Here is a 25,095-nt window from a genome sequence, read left to right as displayed (position 1 = left end):
CACCGCGGTGGCATTCGAAGCTGACCCATATCAATACCCCGCCGCTGGCCCCGAAAGGCGCCAGCGGCTTTTCGTATATAACGGCGGGTTTCTGACGCAGCCCCGGCTGCGGCGCATTCTGAAGCTGGCTGGCCACGACCTGCGCCTTGGCCTGCCCGGCCCTGATGATGCCGTGGCGGTCTGGGGCAATTCACCCACCGCGCACCGCGGGCTGGCCGTGGCGGCGAAACGCGAGGTGCCAGTGATCCGGGTCGAGGACGCTTGGCTGCGCTCGCTGCATCCGGGCCGCGCCGGAGAGCCGCCCTTGGGCCTTTTGATCGACAGCCGCGGCGCGCACTTTGACCCCACCCAGCCCTCTGACCTTGAAGTGCTGCTGACCGAGCACCCTCTGGATGACACCGCCCTTTTGAACCGCGCCCGCGGCGGCATGGCGCGGCTGGCCGAGTATCATCTGACGAAATATGCGGGCTTCGACGCAACCACCCCGCCCCCCGCCCCCGGCTATGTGCTGGTGATCGACCAAACCCGCAATGATGCCTCGGTCACCGCCTCCAAAGCCGACCGCGGGCGGTTTCTCGAAATGCTGGTCTTTGCCCAAGAAGAACACCCCGGCGCGCGGGTCATTATAAAAACCCACCCCGAAACCGCGCAAGGCTTTCGCAGCGGCCATTTCGGACCCGAAGACGCCAATGACCGCATCACTCTGCTCAGCGATCCGGTCAGCCCTTGGGCGCTCTTTGAAGGGGCCGTGGGCGTCTATACCGTGTCGTCGCAAATGGGCTTTGAGGCGATCTTTGCAGGCCACAAACCCCGCGTTTTTGGCCAGCCCTTCTACGCCGGATGGGGGCTGACGACGGATGAATTCCCCGTCCAACGCCGCCAACGTGTGCTGACCCGCGCCCAGCTTTTCGCCGCCGCGATGATCCTCTACCCGACATGGTACGACCCCTACCGCGACCAGCTTTGTGAGTTGGAGGCCGCCCTCACCACCCTCGCTGCGCAGGCCCGCGCTTGGCGCGAGGATCATGCGGGCTGGGACGCTTGGGGCATGCGCCTGTGGAAACGCCGCCCGTTGCAACAGTTCTTTGGCCAGCCCACCCCGATCCGCTTTCGCAAAGGCACGCCCGAGATGCCAAATGCGCCCCGGCGGGCGATGGTCTGGGCCAGCAAGTCAGACAGCGGACCAAGCGGCGCGCTGCGGGTCGAAGACGGGTTCCTGCGCTCGCGGGGGCTGGGGGCAGCACTGGTGCCGCCGCTGTCGCTGGTTTGCGATGATCTGGGCATCTACTATGACCCCCAAGTGCCAAGCCGACTTGAAAAATGGATCGAGAAACGCGCCGATCTGCGCCCCGACCAACAGACCCGCGCCCAGTCGCTGATCGAAGCGCTTACCGGCGCGGGGCTCAGCAAATACAACCTCGGCGGCGCGGCCCCTGATCTCCCGCCCGGCCGCCGCATTCTTGTGCCGGGACAGGTCGAAGACGACGCCTCGATCCTCACCGGGACCGATCAGGTGCAAACCAACGCAGCACTCCTCTCTGCCGCCCGCGCTGCCAACCCTGACGCCGTGATCCTCTACAAGCCGCACCCCGATGTCGAAGCGGGCCTCCGCCGCGGCGCGACGGAGGCGCAGGACGCCGACATGGTGCTCAGCCACGCCGACCCGATGGCACTGCTTGGCGAGGTCGATGCGGTCTGGACGATGACATCCCTGCTCGGCTTTGAAGCGCTGCTGCGCGGCGTGCCTGTGGTGACCCTCGGCGCGCCCTTCTATGCGGGCTGGGGGCTGACCGAAGACCGGGGCGACGTCCCGCCCCGCCGCCGAGCGCAGGTGACGCTGGAGGGGCTGTTGCATGGCGCGCTGATTGACTACCCGCGCTACCGCGATCCGGTCACTGGCCTGCCTTGCCCCGTCGAAGTGGTTGTCGAACGGCTTGCTAATGGCACCCTGCCCCGCGCGGGTCTGGGCAATCGGCTGCTGTCGAAACTTCAAGGCGTCTTTGCCAGCCAAAGCCACCTCTGGCGGCGGTGATCAAAGATCGGCGTTGCGGCGCCAGACATGCAGCAAGTCCGGCCCGATGCGCTGGCTCGACTGCAAAGCGAAACGCGGTGCTTCGGCCAAACGCGACAGACCAAGCGCCCCGATCCCCGGCAGCCCTTCGGCGCCGATGACCAGACCGGCGGTGAACCCCACCAGACGGTCGACTAGATCAGCCTCAATCAGCGATGCCGCCAAAGCGCTACCGCCCTCGCAAAAAATACGCGTCAGCCCATGGGCGGCTAACTGCCGTAGCACGTCCACCGGGTCCAACTGCGCGCCACGCGCCGCACAGGGCAGCAATGTCGCGCCAAGGTCGGACCATGTGCGCACCAGCGATGGGTCAGCGTCGCTGCCATGGCAGAGGATCAAAGGAATATCAGAGGCCGTCCGCGCCAACTGCCCCATCAGCGGCAGATCCAACCTGCGCGAGACCACAACGCGGGCAGGTTGATGGGCCACGCCAAGCCCCCGCACCGTGAGGCTTGGGTCGTCCTTGCGCGCCGTGCCAGCGCCCACCATCACCGCATCATGGCGGCTGCGCATTGCATGGGTCAGCCGCCGCGCCGGGGCGTCGGTGATCCATTGGCTCTCGCCCGTCCCGGTGGCGATGCGTCCGTCAAAAGAAGTCGCCAGCTTCAGCGTCAACATGGGCCGGCCCAGATCGGTACGGCAGAAAAACCCCGCATGATCGGCGCGGGCCTTGGCCTCGCAGACGCCGACCGCAACGTCGATCCCCGCCGCCTGCAACATCGCAATGCCGCGCCCGTTCACCCGCGCATCATCGTCCTGCGTGGCGATCACCACCCGCGCCACGCCCGCGTCAATCAGCGCCTGCGCGCAGGGGGGTGTTTTGCCGTGATGTGAGCAGGGTTCCAGTGTGACATAGACCGTGGCCCCCTTCGCCGCCGCGCCCGCCTGCGCTAGCGCCTGAGGCTCCGCGTGGGGCCGCCCGCCGGGCTGAGTCCAGCCCCGGCCAACGATACGCGTGCCTTGCGTGATAACACAGCCCACCGCCGGGTTGGGCCAGACATTGCCCTGCCCGCGCCGCCCCAAAGACAGCGCCAACGCCATGAAGCGCGCGTCATCCACGCGTCCGCTCACCCTTCGGGCAGCGCGTCGGGCCGCAGTTCCTGCACGAATTTGTCGAAATCATCTGCGGCTTGGAAGTTCTTGTAAACGCTCGCAAAACGCACATAGGCCACAGTGTCGATCCGGGCCAGCGCCTCCATCACGATCTCGCCGATATGTTTGGAGCTGATGTCGGTTTCGCCCATGCTTTCCAAACGCCGCACGATGCCGGAAATCATCTGGTCGATGCGCTCGGGATCGATCGGACGTTTCTGCATGGAGATACGGATCGAGCGTTCCAGCTTGTCGCGGTCAAAGTCTTCGCGCTTGCCGGAGGATTTGATCACCACCAGATCACGCAGTTGCACGCGTTCATAGGTTGTGAAGCGGCCACCACAGGCAGGACAGAACCGTCGGCGCCGGATTGAGACATGGTCCTCGGCCGGGCGGCTGTCTTTCACTTGGGTGTCGATATTTCCGCAAAACGGGCAGCGCATGGGCCGTCCCCCTTCTCATCCTGCCTCACTTGTGGGGCCCGCAGCCCTCTTGCCAAGACTTATAGGGGAGCCGCGAGGTTTTGGGTAGAGAAGATTTCCACAGCTAGATGTTGCGTTCAAATATGTGTCATGGACCCAACGATGTCCGCTCGCGTTAAACCTTGGAACGTATAACGGAGCATCCCATGACCAAGACACTTTTCATCACCGGCGCCTCCAGCGGGATCGGCGCCGCCACCGCCCGCGCAGCCGCCAAAGCAGGCTGGAACGTCGGCCTTTTCGCACGCAGCGAAGACAAGCTGAAAGACCTCGCTGCCGAGATCGGCGATCAGGCGCTGGTGCTGGTGGGCGACGCCACCGACTATGACGCGCAGAAACAGGCGCTGGACAAGCTTGCCCAACACTTCGGTCAGGTTGACGCGGCCTTCGCCAACGCCGGGCGTGGCACCAGTCCCGCAGGCACCGAAAAGGGCGATCCGCAGGATTGGAAAGCGATGGTCGACCTCAATATCATGGGTGCGCTCTACACCGCCCATGCCGCCATGCCACATCTGCGCAAGACCACCGGGCAATATGTCGTCACCGGGTCCGCCGCCGGGCGGGTGCATATCCAAGGATCAATCTATGGCGCGACGAAGTGGTTTATCCACGGTTTTGCGGGAAACTTAGCCGATGAGATGGCCGAATGGGGCGGGCGCTGCATGGTGGTCTCTCCGGGGATGGTCGACACGGAATTCTTTGACGAGGCCAAGCCCGATAAGCTCCAACCCGAAGATGTTGCTGCGGCGGTGATGCATGCGCTTGAATCCCCCGCCCGTGCCGCCGTGCGCGAGATCCATCTGATGCCGACGGGATAAACCCCGCTTGCCTGGCGCTCAGTCGGGCCGGAAATGCGCCGCGACCTGCCTCTGATGCGGGGCGTCGCGGTGCTCAAACAGATAGATGCCCTGCCATGTGCCGAGCAGCATCCGACCTTGCGCTACCGGGATGCTGAGGCTCACGGGCAGCATAGCCGCTTTGATATGGGCGGGCATGTCGTCTGGCCCTTCCATCACATGCGTGAGGTAAGACATCTGCGGATCATCGGCGGGCGGCACCAGTCGGGCGAAATAGGCGCGGAGGTCGCGCTGGACGTCAGGGTCGGCGTTTTCCTGTATTAGCAATGAAGCGGAGGTATGGCGCACCAATAGGGTCAGCAACCCGTCGCCCTGCCCCGCAAGCCATACAGCGACGTCATCGGTGAACTCATAGAGCGCTTGGCCCCGGGTCGTGATCGAAAAGCAGGTCTGCATTCAACGCCCGTTGCCGCGCAGTGCATGACAAAGGCTCAGCGCATGTTGGACCGACATCGACGTGCCCGCCTGTCGGAACGACGCACCGATCAGGAGAACAGACTGCGGAGTCAGACCGCTGGGATCGAGCGTGAATTTCACTGGATCGCGCTGCCCAAGACCGGGCGTGCGGGCTTCCGCAACATAGATGCGCTGTTGGGGCGCGCCTGCCCCACTTGCTTTGGCATGTACGCCCGCAGCACACCACATCCCACGCGCGCCGTTCTCACCGTCATTCTCAACTAGAAATCCGTCTGTAACCGGGGTGATCTGCAAATCGTGTTGAGGGTGCAGGCTCTGCCCCATCGCCGGAGCGGCCATAAGGGCAAGCGCCATTAGGCTGTGACATAGATTGCGTTTCATATCTCAGAGATCCTCTAATTCGATCAAACGGTCGCGGCAAAACTGCCGCGCGTGATGGCTGGGCAGGTTTTCACCGGCCCGCGTGACGGTGACGGAATAGGACTTCCCCAGATCGGCCTTCACCCGGCTTGGATCGGTGGTAAAAACAACGCCGCTGCGTCCGACACCGCTAACCGATGGCCCCCGCGGGGTCTTGACGTAGAGCCGCTCGCCCCGCGGCAGGCCCAACATAGTCTGTGCGAATTCGCCCGCTGCACACCAGATGCCCCGCGCGCCTTCGCCTCGGTCTTCGATGACTTCGAAGTCATGGGTGTTAAGCGGTACGACCAGCAGCCAGTTTTCAGCGCGATAGGCTTGGGCGGCTGCTTGGAGTGGTAGCAGCAAACAGGTCAGCAGAATGAAAGAGCGGCGCATCGGATATCCTTTCACAGGGATACTGAGGATGTAACGCAGGCGGGGGCGAGGTCAAAGACGCGTCAGCCCAAGTGAATAGCGCGGCTCCGAAGAGCCGCGCTATGTCTTATTGATCCAGGAAGCTGCGTAGCTTGCGCGAGCGGCTCGGGTGCTTGAGCTTGCGCAGCGCTTTGGCTTCGATCTGACGGATACGTTCGCGGGTCACGCTGAACTGCTGACCAACTTCTTCGAGCGTATGGTCGGTGTTCATGCCGATGCCGAAACGCATCCGCAGGACACGCTCCTCACGCGGGGTGAGCGAGGAGAGCACGCGGGTCGTAGTTTCCTTCAGGTTCTCCTGAATGGCGGAATCCAGCGGCAGAACGGCGTTCTTGTCCTCGATGAAATCGCCCAGCTGGCTGTCTTCCTCATCGCCAATCGGCGTCTCGAGGGAGATCGGCTCTTTGGCGATCTTCATCACCTTGCGGACCTTTTCGAGCGGCATTTGCAGCTTCTCGGCCAGTTCCTCGGGCGTCGGCTCGCGGCCAATCTCGTGCAGCATCTGGCGGCCAGTGCGGACCAGCTTGTTAATCGTCTCGATCATATGCACCGGGATACGGATGGTGCGCGCTTGGTCGGCGATCGAGCGGGTGATTGCCTGACGGATCCACCATGTCGCGTAAGTGCTGAATTTGTAGCCGCGGCGGTATTCGAACTTGTCTACGGCCTTCATCAAGCCGATGTTGCCTTCCTGAATAAGATCAAGGAATTGCAACCCGCGGTTCGTGTACTTCTTGGCGATGGAAATCACGAGGCGCAGGTTCGCTTCGACCATCTCTTTCTTGGCCTGACGGGCTTCTTTTTCGCCCTTCTGAACCTGCTGCACGATGCGGCGGAATTCAGAGATATCCAGACCAACATACTGACCAACCTGCGCCATATCGGCACGCAGTTCTTCGACTTTGTCGCTGGAGCGCTCGATGAACATCTGCCAGCCGCGACCGGACTTCTCGGCCATCCGCTCCATCCAGTTGGGATCAAGCTCATAACCACGATAGTTGTCGACGAATTCCTTGCGGTTGATGCGCGCTTGGTCAGCAAGCTTCACCATCGCGCTGTCGATCTGCATGATGCGGCGGTTGATGCCGTAAAGCTGGTCGATCAGGGCTTCGATACGGTTGTTGTGCAGGTGCAACTCATTGACCAAGAGCACGATCTCAGACCGCAGCTTTTGGTACATCGCCTCTTGATCCTTGGTGAAGGACCCGTCTTCGTTCAGCGTTGCCGAAATCCGGCTGTCCTGCATCGCGCTAAGCTTTTCGTAATCATCCGCGATGATGTCGAGCGCTTCCAGCACCTGAGGCTTCAGCGCCGCCTCCATGGCCGCAAGGCTCATGTTGGCCTGTTCGTCCTCATCGTCATCATCATCGGTCGAGATCGGATTGCCGTCGGCATCAAGCTCGGTTTTGCTCTCTTCGCTTTTGGTCTCGGTCCCGGCGGTCGGCGCAACCACAGGTGTGGTCTCCTCCTCATCGCCCATCTGGGTGCCGAATGTCGCCTCGAGGTCGATCACGTCGCGCAGCAGAATGTCTTCGGACAGAAGTTCGTCACGCCAGATGGTGATCGCTTGGAAGGTCAGCGGGCTTTCGCAAAGCCCCGCGATCATCGTGTTCCGGCCCGCCTCGATGCGCTTGGCGATGGCGATCTCGCCCTCGCGGCTCAGCAGTTCAACCGAACCCATCTCGCGCAGGTACATGCGGACCGGGTCATCGGTGCGGTCAAGCTTCTCGGAGGTGCCAGAGGACAGTGCCACATCGCGGTTGGACTCGGTGGTTGCAACCTCGGTCGAGCCTTTGTTCTCTTCTTCTTCGGCCTCTTCGTCCTCAATGATGTTGATGCCCATTTCGGACAGCATCGACATCACATCTTCGATCTGTTCCGAGCTAACCTGATCGGGCGGCAGCACCGTGTTGAGCTGATCGTAGGTGATATAGCCCTTCTCGCGGGCCTCACCGATCATCTTTTTCACGGCGGCTTGGCTCATGTCGAGCGAGTGGCCGGCCTCGGAATCGTTGCTCTTTGCGTCGTCGTTCGTATCTTTGGCAGCCATCTCATGCTCCTCCAGCGCGTTAGCGCGAATCATCCGCAGGTGATTCGGTTTCCCGAATCATGCGGGGTTCCGGGTGATTCTTAAACCCGATACCCTGCATTTTCATCAAGTCGGGCCAAAAGGACACGCAGAGGCTCATTTCGATGCTTCATTCGCGACCTTTCGACTTATCGTATCTAATCGTCCCCAGCAGCGCGTCGAGGGCGCTGCGTTCTTCTCGGCTCATCGTCATGCCATTGTCGCCGAGGTCAAACTCACCGCTTTCTTCTTGGGTGCTTCGGCTGGCCATATCGGCGGCGCGGGCGGCTTCGCTGAGCCGCCATGTCACACCTTCATCCGCAGGGCCACTCAAGTCTTCGACCGCCTCGGCGATCTCTTCATTCAGCCCCCGCGCGGCATCCAGCTTGGCCAGTTCCTCGGCCACGGTCATGCGGGTCATGTCCACGTCGCCGGGTTTGCGGATGCAGGGGGTGATCGCAACGTGGCGTTGCGCCTTCATGTTTTCAAGAGCCTCCCAGCCGAGAGAATAGGAAATCTGCTCGTTCAAGACCTCTGCCCCGGCATGGCCATAGCGCAGCAGCAGATCGCGCAACTGGGCGTGATCGGGGTCCGCGCAGGGCATGGCCTCCAGCCCCGTCTCAAAGGTTTCAACCAACGTCGGGCAGTTGCACAGGGCCACAAGGATCACCGCTTCGCGCAGGTAGATGCCCACCTGATCGTCCCCCATCGCAACCAGCGCCGAAGCCTTGGTGCTGGCCAGCGGGGCCTGCGGACCGCCCCAAGCAGGCTTGCCACCTTTACCGCCTTTGCTCGGCCCCCTGCCTCCCACGGGGCGAAACTCGGCACGCGGCTTTTGCGGGCGGAACAGTTCCCAACGGAGATCTTTGATCTCTTGTCCGTAGTGGCTGCGGATCGACGGGTCGCGGATCAGTTTGATCTTTTCACGCAGGGACTTATCAAGCGCGGCCTTGCGTTCGGGGCTGTCAAAGACCTTGCCCTCCGTCTCGCGCTGCCAGAGCAGCCGAACCATCGGCAGGGCGCTGTCGAGCAGCTTTTGCAAGGCCCCGGCTCCTTGGGCGCGCAGCAGGTCGTCTGGGTCTTGGCCTTCGGGCATCACCGCGAAACGCAGGCTTTGGCCCGCTTCTAACAGCGGCAGGGCCAGATCAATGAGGCGCAGCGCGGCGCGTTGTCCGGCGACGTCTCCGTCCAGCGTGATGATCGGTTCAGGCGCGATGCGCCAAAGCATCTGCAACTGGTTCTCGGTGATCGCTGTGCCAAGCGGCGCCACGGCGCCCTCGAATCCGGCCCCATGCAGAGCGATCACGTCCATATAGCCTTCGGCCACGATCAGCGGCTGCCCCCGCCCCGCAGCGGCACGGGCGTCTTTTACGTTGTAGAGGCTGCGGCCCTTGTCAAAAAGTTCGGTCTCAGGCGAATTGAGGTATTTCGCCTTATCCTCCGGGTCCATCGCACGGCCGCCAAAGGCAATCGCCCGGCCCCGCGCATCCCGGATCGGGAACATGATGCGCCCGCGAAAGGTGTCATAGGGCCGCCCGCCCTTGGAGGACGGCTTGGCCAACCCCGCGCCAAGGATCAGCTCATCCGCCACCCCTTTGCCCTTAAGCGCATCCCAGAGCCCTTGCCAACTGTCGGGGGCAAAGCCGATCTCCCAATGTGCCTGCGCCTGCTCAGACAGGCCGCGTTTGGTCAGGTATTCGCGTGCCGCCCCCGCCGCCCCGGTGCGCAGTTGCAGGCGGAACCACTGCACCGCCTGTTCCATCACCTCGGCCAGTTGCGTGCGCTTATCGGCCTTGGCCTGCGCGCGTGGGTCTTGCTTGGGGACGGGCATGCCAACCTCACGGGCGATGATCTCCACCGCCTCCATAAAGCTCACATTCTCCGTCTCGCGCACGAAAGAGATCGCGTCGCCTTTGGCGTGGCAGCCAAAGCAGTAATAGAACCCTTTGCGGTCATCGACGTGAAAGCTGGCGGATTTTTCCTGGTGAAAAGGGCACGGCGCCCACATGTCGCCCTTGCCCTGATTGGACTTGCGGGTGTCCCAAATGACCTTGCGCCCCACCACCTGAGACAGGCTGGCGCGGTCACGCAGTTCTTCTAAAAATCCGGGGGGCAGGCTCATGCCTTCATATACCGGGCGCGGGCCATCAGAGTCCAGTAGGCCCGCGCCGAGCAGGCGTCAAAACGCGCGTTGAAGCGGGCCGCTGGTGCGCCCGCTTCCATGCCTTCACGGGTCACTGCGCGAGGCACATTTCCTTCCACGCGGCGGCAAGATCGTTCTTTTTCACGTCGCGCATTTTCATCTGGTAGACCCAAGGCGTCACCAGCGGGATCGCGGTGTTGAAATCCTCGGGCCAAGTCGCCTTGGCCTGCACCGTCGCGGACACCTGACGTTCCTTCACCCGGTCCAGCCGCGCCTGCTGCACGGCGGCCACAACGGCGGCTTGATGGGTGCAGCTTGTCTCTTTTTTGGACGCTGCCAGCGCCGGGCCCGAGACCGCCATGCTCATCGCGGCCAAAGCGGCGAAAATCGATTTGTTCATATCCTTACTCCGTTGGTTACCAAACGGGGATTCGGGCCCCCGATGGGCAACCTAGCGCCGCGATGCCACCGCTTCCATAGCGCGGCGCAATTCTTGCACCATCGTGGCAGCCACCGAGCGCGGCACCAGCAGGAGAAAGCCGCCCTCATTGCGGGTGATCGAGACGGGCATCTCGCGCAACTGGCTGCGCAGGGTATGACCGCGCTCAAACACCGACGTCCGCACGTCCACCGGCACCAGCCGCGCCAGCACGTCCTCGGCCCCAACGCCCGAAAGCTGCACCGCCGCCCAACCGTCCGAGACATCGACCACCGCCGCCACTTTTGTCAAAGCAGCATCGGGGGGCGTGCCAATCAGCAAGACCTCGCTGCTGCCAAGCCAGATGCAGCGCGTCGCACCGTTTTCAGTGCTGCGCAAAGGTTCGGGAAGCGCCAGCCCATGCGCCTGCTCCAGCGCCTCGGCCAGCGCTGCGCGGTTCCCGAGATCGCCGAGCACTGTCAGATGCCCCAGATCACGTGCGTCCACCGAGACGCCACCGATCTTCAAGGGCAGCAGGTCGGCAAAGGGGTTTTGTGCTTTCAACTCAGCCACGGGCACGCCCTCCTTCCGGGTCGACAAAGACCGGGGCGCAGATCTCCACTTCGGCTTCGATCTCGCGCAGGTGATCCACCATGCGCAGCCGCTCGCCATGCCGCTGGCGGCCCCGCGTGACGAACCCCAACCCGATAAATGTGCCAATGTCGGGCGAAAACCCGACCGAACTCGTATGGCCTTGGGCATTCTCGCGGATCGCCTCATCCCCCGGCGCGAACAAAAACGCCCCCGCCGTCAGTTGCTTGACCGCGCCCACGGGCCGCAGCCCGACCAATTGCCCGCGCTTGGGGTCGCGCAGGCCGGGGCGTTCGGACATGGTCTTGCCGATACAGTCCTTGGCGTCCGACACCATGGCCTCCATGCCCACATCCCCCGCCGTGGCACGCCCGTCGATCTCGGCGTGGGTCAGATGGCCCTTTTCCAGCCGCAGCACATTCAGCGCCTCCATGCCGTAGGCCCCGCCACCCATTGCCTCGGCCCGGGCCACCAGCAGATCGAACAGCGCCGCCCCATAGCGTGCGGGCACGGCGATCTCATAGGCATGTTCACCTGAAAAGGAGATGCGGAACAGCCGCGCCTCGACCCCGCCCAGTTGCACCGCGCCGCAGGCCATGAAGGGGAAGGACGCGTTATCAATCGGCGCGTCGAGCAGCCCGTTCAACAAGTCGCGCGACTTCGGCCCCGCCACGGCAAACTGCGCCCAGTGATCGGTGACCGAAATGACATGCACCTGCCACTCTGGGTGCAGACATTGAGTGACAAACTCCAGATGCCGCATCACCTGCCCCGCCGCACCCGTCGTCGTTGTCATCAGGTAGTGCTGATCGCCCAGCCGCGCGCAGGTGCCGTCATCCATAACGAACCCGTCCTCGCGCAGCATCAGCCCATAGCGGACCTTGCCGACCTTCAAGCTGCTGAAGGTATTCACATAAACCAGATCAAGCAGCTTGGCCGCATCCGGCCCCTGAATGTCGATCTTACCCAGGGTCGAGACATCGCAGATGCCCACCGCGTTCCGAACAAAACCGACCTCCCGGTCACAGGACTGCCGCCAGTGCCGCTCCTGCCCGCGCGGGAAATAGCTGGGGCGGTACCACAGCCCCGCCTCGACCATCGGCGCCTTCATCGCAAGGCTCGCCGCATGGCTAGTGGTGAAACGCTCAGGCGCAAAGCCCTTACCCTGCCCGCCCGCGCCCATAGCCGCAATCGACACCGGCGTGTAGGGTGGGCGGAAGGTGGTGGTGCCGGTCTCTGCAATGCCGCGTCCGGTGGCGTCGGCCAACACCGCCAGCGCCGTCACGTTGGAATTCTTGCCCTGATCCGGCGCCATGCCTTGGGTTGTGTAGCGCTTCATATGTTCGACCGAGCGAAAGTTCTCGGCTGCCGCCTGCGCCACATCCTTAACGCAGACATCGTTCTGGAAATCGAGCCACGCCCGCCCTTTGCCCGCCACCGCCCAGAGCGGTTCGAGCTTGTAGGCCGCGTCCTCGGCCTCCGGAAAATTAATCGCGACCGGCTTGCGGCCCAAGGCCTCCAGCGCCGCCGTAGCGGCCTCAAGCCCTGCAACAAAGCAGCCTCGCGTAGAAAACACCCCATTACACGCCCCCGCCGCCCGCATCCCCGGCACCGCGCCGGGGGTCGGCACAAAGGCCTGAATATCCGCGTTCCACGTCGGCCGCCCGTTCAGATGACAGGTCAGATGCACCGAGGGGTTCCAACCGCCCGAGATCGCCAGACAATCGGCCTGTATCTTATGCTCGCCACTGGCGGTGCGGATCGTCACCGCCTCCAACTCCTTGCGGCCCGAGGCATTACAAACCTGCGCCCCGCTGAGCACCGGATAGGCCGCGCCCTGAACGCGCACCCCCTCGCGGCAGTCAATCAGCGCCGCCACATGCACCCCCGCCGCCGCAAGCTCGCGCGCGGTGCGATGCGCGTCGTCGTTATTCCCAAAGACCGCCACCTGCTTGCCCGGCGCCACCCCCCAGCGGTTCAGATAAACCCGGACCGCCCCCGCCATCATGATGCCGGGCCGGTCGTTATTGGCAAAGGCCACCGGGCGTTCTAAAGCCCCTGCCGCGAGGATCGATTGTTTCGCCGCGATGCGCCAGAAACACTCCAGCGGCGCGCCCGTGCCCCGCCGCGCGCGGTGCTGGTTCACCCGCTCCAAAGCGCCGAACATGCCGCCGTCATAAGCTCCGGTGACCGTGGTGCGCGGCATCAGGCGCACATTGTCCATCGCCGCCAGTTCCGCCACTACCTCTGCGGCCCAAGCCTGCCCCGGCTGGCCCTCCACGATCTCACTCTCGGCATTGAGCCGCCCGCCCATCACCGCATCCTCATCCGCGAGGATCACATCCGCCCCCGCGCGCCCCGCCGCCAAAGCCGCCATCAGCCCCGTAGGACCTGCGCCAATCACCAGCAGATCGCAAAAGGCATAGGCTTTCTCATAGGCATCCGCATTGGGCTGACCGCTGAGCGCCCCCAACCCGGCAGCGCGCCGGATCACCGGCTCATAGACCCGTTCCCAAAAACGGCGCGGCCACATGAAGGTCTTGTAGTAAAAGCCCGCCCCAAGGTAAGGCGACGCCAGATCATTCACCGCCATCACATCGAAATCGAGGCTCGGCCAAGCGTTCTGACTGCGCACCGCCAGCCCCTCGTAAATCTCCTGCGTGGTGGCGCGGACATTGGGCTCCGACGCGGGCCCCACCCCGGTGGTGACCAGCGCATTCGGCTCCTCACTCCCCGCCGTCAGCACGCCGCGGGGCCGGTGATACTTAAACGACCGTCCCATCAGCCGCTGCCCGTTGGCCAGCAGCGCTGAGGCCACGGTATCGCCTGCAAACCCGCTATAGCGCCGCCCGTCAAAGGTGAAGCTCACCGGCTTTCTCCGGTCGATCATGCCGCGCCCTGCAATCCTCATGCCATGGCCCTTTTCACGTCTGACGCCAGTTCCACGGCACTGATCGCATGGGTCACCGTATCGCGGGTCACCACCAGCCAAGCGCCACAGCCACCCTCATGCTGCCACAGGTCCCGCGTCTCTCCTGCCGGGTTGTCACGCAGATGCAGATAGACGTCCCAGACCGCGTCACCCGCGTCAGGCGCAGGGCGGTCCAAAGCCACCGCCGCGCCCTGATAATAAAACTCCCGCCGGTCCCGGCTGCCGCAAATGGGGCATTCAATCCGCATGGTCGCCCTCTCTCAATGCAAGTTATGCTGAGACCCGGTGGCCTCTTCGTCCATCAGACCTTCGCCGCTGCGAAACCGGTCGAGCCGGAAGCCCGCCGCAGTCTCGTGGTGCTGCCCCGTCGCCATCAGATGCGCCAGCGCAAAGCCTGAGGCCGGCACCGCCTTGAAGCCGCCGTAGCACCAGCCGCAATCGATGAACAAACCCTCCGTCGCCGTCTTGTCGATGATCGGGCTGCCGTCGGGGGTCATGTCCATGATGCCGCCCCAAGAGCGCAATACGCGGGCCTTGCCGAGCATCGGCATCAGGGTCATGCCCGCCTCCATCACGTGCTCCATCATCGGCAGATTGCCGCGCTGTGCGTAAGAGGCGTAGAAATCCAGATCGCCGCCAAAGACCAACCCGCCCTTGTCGGACTGGCTGATATAGAAATGGCCCATGCCAAAGCTGACCACATGGTCGATCACCGGCTTCAGCCCCTCGGTGACAAAGGCCTGCAAGACATGGCTCTCAATCGGCAGGCGCATCCCGGCCATGGCCGCCACCTGCCCCGAGCGCCCCGCCGTGACGATCGCCACCTTCTTGGCCCGGATCGGCCCGCGCGTGGTCTGCACCCCACGCACCGCGCCGTTTTCGATGTCGATGCCAGTGACCTCGCATTGCTGAATCAGATCGACCCCGCGCTGGTCCGCGCCGCGCGCATAGCCCCATGCCACTGCGTCGTGCCTTGCGGTGCCACCGCGCCGATGCAACAGCCCGCCATGGACGGGAAAGCGTCCGTTGTCGTAATCGAGGTAAGGCAGCAGTTTGCGCAGGGCGTTGCGGTCTAGCAGCTCTGCGTCATCGCCTTGATTGATCATCGCATTACCGCGCCGGGCCGCTGCATCACGCTGCGCGTCGGAATGGTAGAGCATGATCACCCCGCGCTGGCTGAACATGACGTTATAGTTCAACTCCTGCGACAGCCCCTCCCAAAGCTTGAGCGAATGGCTGTAGAACTCCGAATTGCCCGGCATGAAATAATTGCCCCGCACCACGGTCGTGTTCCGCCCCACATTGCCGCCACCGAGATAACCTTTCTCCAGCACCGCGATATTGGTCATGCCGTGGTTCTTGGCGAGGTAATAGGCGGTGCTCAGCCCATGGCCGCCACCGCCGATGATTACCGCGTCATACTCAGGCTTAGGTTCCGGATCGCGCCAATGCGGTGTCCAGCCACGATTGCCGGTCAACCCTTCGCGCAACACCCGCAATCCTGAAAAGCGCATCTTGGTTCTCCCCTCAGACCGGGCCACTGAACCAAGTCTTCGCGGAAGTATCAATCGCCAAGAAGGGTTATTGCAGCGCCTCGCGGACAGATGCCTCAAGTTGCGCCATTGCTGCGCGGTAAGGGAACGGCCCATGGCTGATCCGCGCCACACCACAGGCGGCGAGTTCGGAGGTTTCTGGCGCCGCGGGTGATTTCATTACGTTGACCGGCAAGTCCACCGATTTGCAAATCCTTGCGATCAGCGTGGGGTCGGTCAGGCCCGGCACAAAGAAGCCGCTGGCCCCGGCTTCGGCATAGGCCCGACCTCGGCGGATGGCTGCGTTTATGTGGTCGGCATGCGCCTCAGAAGGATTTTGCAAGAACAGGTCAGTGCGCGCATTGACGAAGAGTGCCACGCCCTCCGCCTCGGCCGCATTGCGGATCGCCTCGACCCGCCGTGTTTGAAGATCAATATTATGCAGACCCTCGCCACCGACAACCTGATCTTCAAAGTTCAGCCCGACCGCCCCAGTACCGACCAACGCACGAATGTTCTCGCGCAAATTTTCGCGCGAGACAGCATAGCCACCTTCGAAATCAATGCTGACCGGCAGATCGACCGCGCGCACAATCTCCCCCGCCACGCGCAACAGCGCCTCCAGCGGCAAAGCCTGTCCGTCGTCATAGCCCTGTGCCGCCGCCACGGACCATGAGCCCGTCGCAATTGCCTTGGCTCCCGCGGCGGCCACGGCATGCGCCGAACCTGCGTCCCAAATGTTGTAGAGCACCAATGGCGCGCCCTTCTTGTGCAGCGCTGCAAACTGCTGCTCCCGATCTTGCTGCGTCATCCTGCCTTCTCCCTCTGCGCGGCAAAGCCCCGCTCCAATTCAATCAGCGCCTGTTTGCGCCACAAGCCGCCGCCGTAGCCTGTGAGCGACCCATCTGCGCCCAGAACCCGGTGACACGGAATGACGATAGCGATCGGGTTCGCACCATTGGCCCGGGCCACGGCGCGGGTCGCCTCGGGGCGGCCCATGGCGCGGGCGATCTCGGAATAGCTGCGGGTCTCCCCAGCAGGAATGTCGCGCAGGGCGCGCCAGACTTCTCTGGTGAAGGGCGTGCCGAGGGGCGCCAATGCCGTATCAAACTGCGCGCTGCGTCCGTCAAAGAATGCCTGCAATTCGGCTTCGATCTGATCGGTGGGCGCAAAGCGGCCAAAGCCCAAGCGGCCCTTTGCATGGTCATGCAGACGCTTTAGCTCACCCGGCAGCGCGCGACGCTCTGCGAACTCCAGCAAATGGAGGGCGCGGGCGTCGCTGACCGCGATCATCACGCCCATCTTCGTGTCGATCCAATCCGCCCGCAGCAAGGCATCCTTGCTGGCAAACTGACCCGGCGGCATCCCGAGCAGACGGCCAAAGGCGGCGCGGAAGGCGGCGGGCGACTCGTAGCCTGCCTCAAGCTGCGCATCGATGACACGCCCTCCGCTGGGCAAGACCGCCGCCCCGGTGCGCAGTCGCGCCTGTCGTGCCATTTCTAGAAAAGTCACCCCGTATTGCCGCTTGAACACACGTCTTACAGTCGAGGGGTCGAACCCGGCTCCTGAGACATCGGCCTCGCTCCAGCGCCGCGCGGGATCGGCTTGCAGAGCACCCAGCAGTTTGCCGATCATAGGGTCGCCCTCAGCCGCGGGGGCCAAAGGATGGCAGCGTTTGCAGGGGCGGTAACCTGCCGCGATACAATCAGCGATACTCTGATAGAAACGACAGTTCTCGCGCTTCGGTTTGCGCGCCGGGCAGGTCAGACGGCAAAACACACCTGTCGACGTCACCCCCACATAGGCGCGTCCGTCGAAATTGGCGTCCCGCGCGAGCAGGGCTTGGTACAGGTGGTTTTCATCAGGCAGATCAAACATCATGCCCTTTGATATCGCGCCAAGGCCGCTCTGTCCGCCTGACTTCGGGCATCTATTCAAAGTTTTTCGAAGGGCGCGTCGTTAGCCGCGTCTTCACCCGACCGACGATAAGAAAGGCGGGAGACATTCGCCCCCGCCCTCTCGTTCTTACAGACCTTTGGCGCGGTAACTCGCGGCGACCTTTTCGATCGACACGAGATAGGCGGCCGTGCGCAGGTCATCGACGTCCTCACGCCCGTGCCAAACCTGCGCCATGGCTTCATAGGCCGTGCTCATCGTGTCATCGAGGCCAGAGCGTACCAGCTCCAACTCCCCAGCGCCGCGCAGGTATTGCTCTTTGAAGTTCGGGCTGAGGGTCCATCCGAGCCCCTTGTCCGAGGACAGCCGCTCCAACTCGTCGACCACCAACTGGTGACGCGCTTCCTCGGCGCGGCGCTGCATGCGGCCAAAGCGGATGTGGCTGAGGTTCTTAACCCACTCGAAGTAGGACACCGTCACACCGCCCGCGTTGGCATACATATCGGGCACGATCACCGTGCCCTTCTTGCGCAGCACCTCATCGGCTCCGGCGGTCACCGGACCGTTCGCAGCCTCAATGATTAGCGGTGCCTTGATCTCGGACGCATTGCTCAGGTTGATGACCCCTTCCAACGCCGCGGGGATCAGAATGTCGCATTCCGCTTCCAGCAGCTTGGCGCCATCTGCCTCGCAATGAGTGTCAGGGTAGCCGGTGATCGTGCCGTGTTTGGTGATCCACTGATGCACGGCTTCGACATTGAGGCCATCTTCGTCATGCAGCGCGCCATCCCGTTCGATGATTGCCGTGATCTTGCAGCCGTCCTGTTCGCTGAGGAACTTGGCGGCGTGGTAGCCCACGTTGCCGAGACCCTGCACGATGACACGCTTGCCTTCGAGCGAACCGCTCAGGCCTGCCTTCTTCATCCCCTCGGGATCGCGGAAGAAGGCGCGCAGCCCGTATTGCACACCCCGACCCGTCGCTTCGGTCCGGCCCTGAATGCCGCCCGCGTTGATCGGCTTGCCGGTGACACAGGCAACACCGTTAATGTCGGTGGTGTTCATGCGTTTGTACTGGTCGGCGATCCAGGCCATCTCACGCTCACCGGTGCCCATGTCGGGCGCAGGCACGTTTTGCGCAGGGTTGATCATGTCGCGCTTGATCAGCTCATAGGCAAAGCGGCGGGTGATCAATTCAAGCTCGTGCTCGTCATACTCGCGCGGATCAATACAGAGCCCGCCCTTGGAACCGCCAAAGGGTGCTTCGACCAATGCGCATTTATAGGTCATCAGCGCCGCAAGCGCCTCTACCTCGTTCTGGTTCACGGCCATCGCATAGCGGATGCCGCCCTTCACGGGCTCCATATGCTCGGAGTGCACCGACCGGTAGCCGGTGAAGGTATGGATGCGCCCACGCAAGCGCACGCCAAAGCGCACGGTGTAGGTCGCGTTACAGACGCGGATTTTCTCTTCGAGGCCAGGCGGCAAATCCATCAGCGCCACCGCGCGGTTGAACATCAGGTCCACACTGTCGCGGAAACTCGGCTCATTTGCTGGATTCATCGGTCTTTCCTCCTTCTTACGAGTCGCGGTGTTCTATGGCACGACTCACCTGCAGCGCACGGCATGCCGCGGCACCCTAGGACGCCTCTATGCAAGGTGCGACCTATTTAATCGTTAATTCAACAAAGTTTCTTTTCCTGTCGAAACGCCAGAAAGGGCGCGATTACTTACGCTAGGGCAACCATGCGACGTTTCCACAAGGATTGCGCAATCAAACGCAACAATAGCCCCCTGAATCGCCCCGCTTGCGCCCAATTCTAGACACTTTCCCCCGCGACAAATGTCACGAGGCGAAATCCGCCCCGTTCGCTTTGGCCCGATCCGCGTGCCAAGCCAGAAAGGTCGACGATTATGACAGATGATATTCGCATAAAGACTCCGCCGCAGCGCCCTGCCGCTGTCATGCTGCACCGATTTGCCCGAGAAGAAGACGGGCTGGTGACGGTATTTGCGGTCTTCATGATCCTGATCATGGTCTTTCTCGGTGGGATGGGCGTGGATCTTATGCGCCATGAACGCGAACGCTCAAAAGTGCAGGCGGTGGCGGACCGCGCGGTGCTTGCCGCAGCAGACCTCGACCAGACACTCGACCCCGAAGCCGTTGCGCGAGACTACTTCAACAAAGCGGGCATGGCCGAATATGTCTCTACGGTGAATGTAGAGGAAGGGCTGAATTATCGCCGGGTGACAGTTGACGCTTCGCGGCGGCTTCCAACCCTCTTTATGGACAGCCTTGGACAGGACTCGCTTTATGTCCCGGCCAAGTCCACTGCCGAAGAAAAGGTCAACAAGGTCGAAATCTCTATGGTGCTCGATATCTCGGGTTCCATGCGCGAGAACAGCAAGATGGACAACCTGCACGATGCAGGCGCGATCTTTGTCGATACGGTGCTGAAGCCTGAAAACGCAGACCTGATCTCAATCTCGGTTGTGCCCTATACTGCGCAGGTCAATGTTGGCGCCGATATCTTCGACGAATTGAATATCACCGAGTTGCATAATTTTTCCTACTGCGTGGACTTTGAGGATAGCGATTTCGACGATGTCGCTATCAGTCAGGTAGAGCAGTACGAGCATATGCAGCACTTCGAAGCGGGCTACTATTGGAACGGCAGACATCGCAAAAACACAGGGCGCTACAACAACATCGACAATCCCGGCTGCCCTAAGCAGGAGTACGAAGAGGTCAAAGCCTTTTCCCAGAATGCCACTGAGCTCAAAAATCAGATTAGCAGCTTCTCGCCCCGCGCGAACACAGCTATCCACCTTGGCATGAAATGGGGCGTAGCTTTGCTTGACCCTGCCTTCCGCCCGATCAATCAAGCCATCGGCGGCGACGCAGCGTTCCAGTCCCGCCCTGCGGCCTACAGTGACATCGATACGCTTAAGACCGTGATCCTGATGACCGATGGTGTGAACGTCACAACCCGCCGGATCAACCGTCAGGTTTACGCAAACCTGGACCACTACCGCCACTGGAGCGACTACCCCTTCTACTGGTGGCTAAACCAGAACGTGCGCTCAAGCGAACAGTGGAGATGGTATTGGACCAAATACACCCCCTCCCAGGCCGACAACCTGCTGAGCAACATTTGCGACGCTGCCAAGGAAAAAGGCATCGTGATCTGGTCCATCGGTTTTGAAGTCGAGGAGCATGGTGCTTCGGTAATGAAAGATTGTGCCTCTTCCGACAGCCACTTCTTTCGGGTCGAGGGCGTAGAGATCGTCGACGCCTTTGAAGCAATCGCCCGACAGATCAACCAGCTGAGGTTGACCCAATGATACATGCTGCAATCAAAGCCTGGCGTCGGTTTCGCGGTGGCGAAGACGGATCTGCTTTGCTCATGGAATTCGTCATCATGGTGCCGTTGCTCTTTGCCGCGCTGATCATGTCGGTCGAAATGAGCTTCTATGCCATGCGCCATATGTATCTCGACCGCGGTCTCGATATGACGGTGCGCTATATCCGGCTGAACACCAATACCCCGATGACCCACCCGCAGATCAAAGACATGATCTGCGAGACCTCCGGGTTCATCAAAGACTGCGACACCACGTTGCGGCTCGAGATGATCAACGTCGACCCGCGCAATTTCGCGTCCTTCGGTCAATCCAGTGACTGTGTGGACACCTCCGAAGATCCAAAGCCCGTGCGGGGCTGGAACCTCGGCGTTGAACACCAGCTGATGCTGCTGCGCGCCTGCGTCGGCTTCGAACCGCTGTTTCCGACCACCGGCCTTGGCTATGCGCTAAGGAAGGACGGGGCGGGCCGTGCGTCGATGGTTTCAACTGCAGCCTTTGTACAGGAGCCGAACTGATGCGCCCTATTCTCAGTGCACTCAAAGGTTTTCTACGCCGTGAAGATGGCACCATCGCGCTTGAGACGATGATCATGATGCCGCTGATCTTCTGGGCCTATTTGTCGATGTACTCCATCTTTGACACCTACCGGATGTACAACCTCAACCAGACGGCAACATATACGATCGGTGACGCCATCTCGCGCGAGACACAGGCGATTGATCCCGACTATCTGCGCGGCATGCAGGAATTGTTTGAGTATATGACGCGGGGAACGGGCGAAACGGCGATCCGCGTGACCTCGATCTGGTTCGACGCTGACGAAAACCGCTACTATACCGATTGGTCTCAGGTGCGCGGCTGGATCAGTCCCCTTAACAGTGGCGATGTGCGCAATTGGCATCACAAACTGCCCGTCATGCCCAACAACGAACGTGTGACATTGGTTGAGACCTGGCTGGATTTCGAGCCGAAGTTTAAAACCGGTCTGGAGCAGCGCGAAATCCACAACTTCGCATTCACCCGCCCGCGCTACGCGCCTCGGACCAGTTGGTCTGACAGCTAAGCGGCCTGACGGTCGATCAAACGGGCGGTGATGATCTCGGCGATGAGCTTGGTCTCGCGCGCCGGGGTCATGCCGCCCACACCCACACGTCGGCCAAGCCGCCACCACAGTCCCAAACGCCAGCCCCGCGGTTGACGTTGGCGCGCCTTGAGCAGGAAGCCATTCGAAGGCTTCATCGCGAAATAGCCCTGATCAATGCGTTCGATATCGTCCAGCCGCAGGATCACCGTTCCATCCGCATCGCGCAGCACTTCTTCGGTCAGTTCGATCCCGCTGCCAGTGGCCCGGCGCATCACCTCAGCCACAGCGATAAAGGCGAGACCGACGAGGATGAGCGCAATCTGCCAGCCTGTATCAAGCGGCTGCGTCACCGCGGCCTGAAGCAGCATCAGCCCGAGCCCCACGAGAGCCACAAGCCCGATCACCCGACGTCCGAGAGAGGGTTTGGCCGTGGCCAGTATGTCAGGGGCGTCGGCGGGATGGTCTTGCATGAGCGGCGTCCTTTTGGCGGGCGGGCTTGCGCGGCCCTGCCCTGTCATATGGCTTTTGCCCTAGCCCGCCGTCAGGCCAAGGGCAAGCCCGGCGCGGCTTACGGCTCTTTGCGCGACCGCTTGCCGCGGCCCTCTGACTTGTCCTTCAGATGGGTCTCCAGCGCATCGGCATAGGCTCCGCGCTCGTCAGCAGACATCGCATCCACTTGCGCCAGCCAAGCGGCATGGGCCGCAGCCTGCACGCTGGCGACCGCGTCGCTTTGTGTGGTCAGAACCGCTTGCGCAGCTGCTGGATCGAAAGGCTCTGCCCGCAACGCCGCCAGCATCTGCTCGTAATGCGCGCGCCGCGCTTCGCGGTCCAGATGCGGCCCTTGGCGTCCTGCGCGCATTTCGCGGTGCAGATCGCGGCGGACATCTTGGGGCAAAGCCTGCACATAGGGCGTGGCATAGCTGCGCAGCCCGGGCAGATTGTCCCGCTGCCCTGGTCCACCATGCCGCCAGAGCGCGCCGCCGATGGCGCTGAGCACCAGCAGGTTCAACGCCAGTGACAAGCCAAGTGCCCACCTGAGAATGCGCCTTTGGCGCGGGGTTTCGTTGCGTGTCACGTCAGCTTTCCTCCATGTCCCAACCATAGACGCTGGTCAGCAGCTCTGTCTCGGCCTCACTCTCAGCCGTGCCGCCCATTTGCCCGGCCACAACTTGCCCGGCAAGATCCGGCAAGTTCGCAGGCGGCGCGACCCCGATCCAGACCCCTACCACCGCCGCCGTCACCAAGCCGCCGACCCCCGCCGAGCCGCCCAGCAACTGCCAAAGCACCCGGTGCCACGCGGGCCGAGCGGCTGGCATATGGGCAGCGGCATCCGCGAGGATACGCGCTTGCAAGTCAGCAGGCATCGGCGGCGGGGTTGCCCGCGCCGCGGCAAAGAAATCTTCCAGCCCGTCTTGATCAAAATCCGTCATCTTCATACCCCAATGCGTCCCGCTGCCCCGATAGCTGCGCTGCCAATGCCCGTTTGCCCCGTGCGGTCAGGCTCTCCACCGCCTCGACGCCCACGTCGAGAATCTCTGCAATCTCGGGGTTGGTCAGCCCGTCGATATGGCGCAGCACCACCGCCTGCCGCTGTCGGTCGGGCAAGCTCTCCAATGCCTTTTGCAAAGCATCCGCCCGCGCAGCTTGCTGCATCTTCTCTGCCGCCCCCGGCGTCGGATCGGCAGGTTCGGCCACCGCGTCCAGCCCGCCCGGCACCGCCCCGGAATTGCGCCGCCGTAGACGGTCGGTGCAGAGGTTCGCCACCACCCGGTAGAGCCATGTCGAGACCTTCGCCTCGCCACTGCGCCAGTCGGGGGCTTGCCGCCAAAGACGCAACATTGCCTCCTGCGCCACATCCTCGGCCTCGGCCCGGTCGCCCAGAACCCGCAGGGCATGGCCGAGCAGACGCGGCGCCAGACGGGTGGTCAACAACCGCGCGGCGGTGGCATCCCCGTTGGCGTAACGTTGCAACAACTCGGCATCCGCATCGCGCTGGTCGTCGGACAAAATCTGCATCCCGTGTATGGCTAAGGCCCGGGCGCGCCAAGTCAAGCGCGCCCGGTCTTTGGTCAATCCGGTCTTGGATCAATCGCGCGCAGGCTTGTCATGGCCTTTGCCGTGACGTTTGCCGTGGTGGCGGGCGTCCTTGAACTCCTCGGCGCTGATGCTGCCATTGCCGTCTTTGTCCAGCTTCTCGAACATCTTGGCCGGGTCATGACGCGCTGTCATTTCTTCCAGCGACAGTTTGCCGTCGTCATTGGCGTCCATGCGCTCGATCATTTTCTCGCCACCCTTGCGGGCCTTTTTGTCACCTTTGCCGTCTTTGCCGTGGCGCTTGCCGCCTTTGCCTTCAAGCTCAGAGGCGTCGAGGCTGCCGTTGCCGTCTGCGTCAAGGCGTTCCAGCATCTTGGCGGCACGTTCGGCGCGGCGGGTATCGCCTGCGGCCTTAAGCTCATCTCCGGTCACAAAACCGTCGCCATCGGCGTCGACCTTGGCAAAGCGCGCTTCAGCATGGGCCTGCATTTCTGCCTGTGTGATCTCACCGTTGCTGTCGGTGTCGAGGCGCTGGAAAAGCCCATTGCCATCGCCTTGCTGCGCCGTGGCTGCCACGGCACCGAACGCCAGCAAACCTGTCAAAGCGGCGATCTTCATATTTGTACGGATGGTCATAGTGATACTCCACGTTTTTTTAACAATCGTCTCACGCTTTTGCGCCGCGATCACAGGGTCAAACGTGGGCTGCGCAGAGTTCCGTCGCTCAAATCTGAAAATTCTTTCAAAAAGTTTTCGCCCCTTCCTCTTTGCGCGACATGGCGCCGCAACGGGGGCCACAGGGCTTTTCTTTTAGCTGCGCAAGCGCCATTTAGAAGCCAACCAGAGGATCGCCCCATGTCTCAGACTCAGCAAATCTCTCCCGATACCGCAGATACGACCGAGGTTGACGACCGCCCCCGTCTGCCAGCGATGTTGCGTGGCTGGCGCGGTAAATGCCCCTCCTGCGGGGGTGGGCATCTGTTGCATGGCTATCTTAAGGTGAATGATGACTGCGCCGTTTGTCGGCAAGAGTTTCATCATCACCGCGCCGATGACGGTCCTGCGTATCTGACCATCCTTTTGGTCGGCCACCTGCTGGCACCGGGGCTGCATATCGCCTTTGTCGTCTGGCGGCCCGAACCTCTGACCCTGTTCACGATTTTTGCGGTTGGCTGTACGGCGCTGTCCCTCTACCTTCTGCCCAGACTGAAGGGAGCCATGATCGGCTTTCAATGGGCCAAGAAGATGGGCGGCTTCGGCAACGCCACCTGACTGGCCTGC

At 62.4% G+C, this 25,095-nt stretch carries 26 protein-coding genes; 6 read left to right on the top strand and 20 right to left on the bottom strand.

Features of this window, described 5'->3' with window-relative positions; translation table 11 throughout:
• Window positions 1–7: 7 nt before the first annotated feature.
• Window positions 8–2,032 (top strand): capsular polysaccharide biosynthesis protein, encoded by a 2,025-nt coding sequence (locus BLS57_RS06780; RefSeq protein ID WP_093740533.1) that lies wholly within the window; start codon window positions 8–10, stop codon window positions 2,030–2,032.
• Here BLS57_RS06780 and ribD read toward each other — a convergent pair whose 3' ends face one another.
• Both ribD and nrdR read right to left on the bottom strand, forming a co-directional pair.
• Window positions 2,033–3,130, bottom strand: coding sequence for a bifunctional diaminohydroxyphosphoribosylaminopyrimidine deaminase/5-amino-6-(5-phosphoribosylamino)uracil reductase RibD (gene ribD / locus BLS57_RS06775; protein ID WP_093740531.1), 1,098 nt, complete (start codon window positions 3,128–3,130; stop codon window positions 2,033–2,035).
• An 8-nt stretch (window positions 3,131–3,138) separates the two neighbouring features.
• On the bottom strand, window positions 3,139–3,606 hold the full coding sequence (gene nrdR, locus BLS57_RS06770; RefSeq protein ID WP_093740529.1) for a transcriptional regulator NrdR: 468 nt from the start codon (window positions 3,604–3,606) through the stop codon (window positions 3,139–3,141).
• Between the two features lie 185 nt (window positions 3,607–3,791).
• On the opposite strand from nrdR, the gene BLS57_RS06765 reads away from it, so the two are divergent.
• On the top strand, window positions 3,792–4,463 hold the full coding sequence (locus BLS57_RS06765) for an SDR family oxidoreductase (RefSeq protein WP_093740527.1): 672 nt from the start codon (window positions 3,792–3,794) through the stop codon (window positions 4,461–4,463).
• Between the two features lie 18 nt (window positions 4,464–4,481).
• On the opposite strand, the gene BLS57_RS06760 is transcribed toward BLS57_RS06765, so the two are convergent.
• The 13 genes from BLS57_RS06760 to BLS57_RS06700 all read right to left on the bottom strand — a co-directional run bounded on the left by BLS57_RS06760 (window position 4,482) and on the right by BLS57_RS06700 (window position 18,893).
• Entirely contained in the window at window positions 4,482–4,898 is a 417-nt protein-coding gene (locus tag BLS57_RS06760) for a secondary thiamine-phosphate synthase enzyme YjbQ (RefSeq protein WP_093740525.1), read from the bottom strand.
• Entirely contained in the window at window positions 4,899–5,300 is a 402-nt protein-coding gene (locus BLS57_RS06755) for a hypothetical protein (protein ID WP_093740523.1), read from the bottom strand.
• A gap of 3 nt (window positions 5,301–5,303) precedes the next feature.
• Complete coding sequence (locus BLS57_RS06750) at window positions 5,304–5,714, bottom strand: hypothetical protein (protein WP_093740521.1); 411 nt, start codon at window positions 5,712–5,714, stop codon at window positions 5,304–5,306.
• A gap of 106 nt (window positions 5,715–5,820) precedes the next feature.
• Entirely contained in the window at window positions 5,821–7,803 is a 1,983-nt protein-coding gene (gene rpoD / locus BLS57_RS06745) for an RNA polymerase sigma factor RpoD (protein ID WP_093741187.1), read from the bottom strand.
• Between the two features lie 148 nt (window positions 7,804–7,951).
• Window positions 7,952–9,943 (bottom strand): DNA primase, encoded by a 1,992-nt coding sequence (gene dnaG / locus BLS57_RS06740; RefSeq protein ID WP_093740519.1) that lies wholly within the window; start codon window positions 9,941–9,943, stop codon window positions 7,952–7,954.
• 112 nt (window positions 9,944–10,055) lie between these two features.
• A complete protein-coding gene (locus tag BLS57_RS06735; RefSeq protein ID WP_208597529.1) occupies window positions 10,056–10,364 on the bottom strand; it encodes a hypothetical protein in 309 nt (102 codons plus the stop codon).
• A gap of 51 nt (window positions 10,365–10,415) precedes the next feature.
• Window positions 10,416–10,955 (bottom strand): sarcosine oxidase subunit gamma, encoded by a 540-nt coding sequence (locus tag BLS57_RS06730; protein WP_093740517.1) that lies wholly within the window; start codon window positions 10,953–10,955, stop codon window positions 10,416–10,418.
• Window positions 10,948–13,884, bottom strand: coding sequence for a sarcosine oxidase subunit alpha family protein (locus tag BLS57_RS06725; protein WP_093740515.1), 2,937 nt, complete (start codon window positions 13,882–13,884; stop codon window positions 10,948–10,950). Before BLS57_RS06725 ends, BLS57_RS06730 begins: the two co-directional genes overlap by 8 nt.
• Window positions 13,881–14,153, bottom strand: coding sequence for a sarcosine oxidase subunit delta (locus BLS57_RS06720; RefSeq protein WP_093740513.1), 273 nt, complete (start codon window positions 14,151–14,153; stop codon window positions 13,881–13,883). The genes BLS57_RS06725 and BLS57_RS06720 overlap by 4 nt, the downstream gene beginning before the upstream one ends.
• Before the next feature lie 12 nt (window positions 14,154–14,165).
• Complete coding sequence (locus BLS57_RS06715) at window positions 14,166–15,419, bottom strand: sarcosine oxidase subunit beta family protein (protein ID WP_093740511.1); 1,254 nt, start codon at window positions 15,417–15,419, stop codon at window positions 14,166–14,168.
• Between the two features lie 67 nt (window positions 15,420–15,486).
• A complete protein-coding gene (locus tag BLS57_RS06710; RefSeq protein ID WP_093740509.1) occupies window positions 15,487–16,248 on the bottom strand; it encodes an isocitrate lyase/PEP mutase family protein in 762 nt (253 codons plus the stop codon).
• On the bottom strand, window positions 16,245–17,318 hold the full coding sequence (locus BLS57_RS06705) for a bifunctional transcriptional activator/DNA repair enzyme AdaA (protein ID WP_093740507.1): 1,074 nt from the start codon (window positions 17,316–17,318) through the stop codon (window positions 16,245–16,247). The genes BLS57_RS06710 and BLS57_RS06705 overlap by 4 nt, the downstream gene beginning before the upstream one ends.
• A 144-nt stretch (window positions 17,319–17,462) precedes the next feature.
• Window positions 17,463–18,893, bottom strand: a complete 1,431-nt coding sequence (locus BLS57_RS06700) for a Glu/Leu/Phe/Val family dehydrogenase (protein ID WP_093740505.1) — start codon at window positions 18,891–18,893, stop codon at window positions 17,463–17,465.
• A gap of 351 nt (window positions 18,894–19,244) precedes the next feature.
• On the opposite strand from BLS57_RS06700, the gene BLS57_RS06695 reads away from it, so the two are divergent.
• From BLS57_RS06695 to BLS57_RS06685, 3 genes are read left to right on the top strand one after another with little or no spacing between them, the layout of a single operon-like run.
• On the top strand, window positions 19,245–20,675 hold the full coding sequence (locus BLS57_RS06695; RefSeq protein WP_093740503.1) for a TadE/TadG family type IV pilus assembly protein: 1,431 nt from the start codon (window positions 19,245–19,247) through the stop codon (window positions 20,673–20,675).
• Window positions 20,672–21,211, top strand: coding sequence for a TadE/TadG family type IV pilus assembly protein (locus BLS57_RS06690; RefSeq protein WP_093740501.1), 540 nt, complete (start codon window positions 20,672–20,674; stop codon window positions 21,209–21,211). Before BLS57_RS06695 ends, BLS57_RS06690 begins: the two co-directional genes overlap by 4 nt.
• Complete coding sequence (locus BLS57_RS06685; protein ID WP_093740499.1) at window positions 21,211–21,759, top strand: TadE/TadG family type IV pilus assembly protein; 549 nt, start codon at window positions 21,211–21,213, stop codon at window positions 21,757–21,759. The genes BLS57_RS06690 and BLS57_RS06685 overlap by 1 nt, the downstream gene beginning before the upstream one ends.
• Here BLS57_RS06685 and BLS57_RS06680 read toward each other — a convergent pair.
• The 5 genes from BLS57_RS06680 to BLS57_RS06660 all read right to left on the bottom strand — a co-directional run bounded on the left by BLS57_RS06680 (window position 21,756) and on the right by BLS57_RS06660 (window position 24,450).
• Window positions 21,756–22,250, bottom strand: coding sequence for a hypothetical protein (locus BLS57_RS06680; RefSeq protein WP_093740497.1), 495 nt, complete (start codon window positions 22,248–22,250; stop codon window positions 21,756–21,758). The two genes, BLS57_RS06685 and BLS57_RS06680, sit on opposite strands and share 4 nt — an antisense overlap.
• Before the next feature lie 98 nt (window positions 22,251–22,348).
• Window positions 22,349–22,855 (bottom strand): periplasmic heavy metal sensor, encoded by a 507-nt coding sequence (locus tag BLS57_RS06675; protein ID WP_244153619.1) that lies wholly within the window; start codon window positions 22,853–22,855, stop codon window positions 22,349–22,351.
• 1 nt (window position 22,856) lies between these two features.
• Complete coding sequence (locus tag BLS57_RS06670) at window positions 22,857–23,210, bottom strand: hypothetical protein (protein WP_244153618.1); 354 nt, start codon at window positions 23,208–23,210, stop codon at window positions 22,857–22,859.
• Window positions 23,197–23,796 (bottom strand): RNA polymerase sigma factor, encoded by a 600-nt coding sequence (locus BLS57_RS06665; RefSeq protein ID WP_093741183.1) that lies wholly within the window; start codon window positions 23,794–23,796, stop codon window positions 23,197–23,199. Before BLS57_RS06665 ends, BLS57_RS06670 begins: the two co-directional genes overlap by 14 nt.
• Before the next feature lie 69 nt (window positions 23,797–23,865).
• Entirely contained in the window at window positions 23,866–24,450 is a 585-nt protein-coding gene (locus BLS57_RS06660) for an EF-hand domain-containing protein (RefSeq protein ID WP_093740490.1), read from the bottom strand.
• Between the two features lie 219 nt (window positions 24,451–24,669).
• Here BLS57_RS06660 and BLS57_RS06655 point away from each other — a divergent pair, with 219 nt between their 5' ends.
• A complete protein-coding gene (locus BLS57_RS06655) occupies window positions 24,670–25,086 on the top strand; it encodes a DUF983 domain-containing protein (RefSeq protein WP_093740488.1) in 417 nt (138 codons plus the stop codon).
• Window positions 25,087–25,095 lie beyond the last annotated feature (9 nt).

This window comes from Sulfitobacter delicatus, assembly GCF_900102535.1.
Lineage (GTDB): Bacteria > Pseudomonadota > Alphaproteobacteria > Rhodobacterales > Rhodobacteraceae > Sulfitobacter > Sulfitobacter delicatus.
Note: the sequence above shows the minus strand (reverse complement) of the source record. Positions and strands in the feature narration are given on the sequence as shown.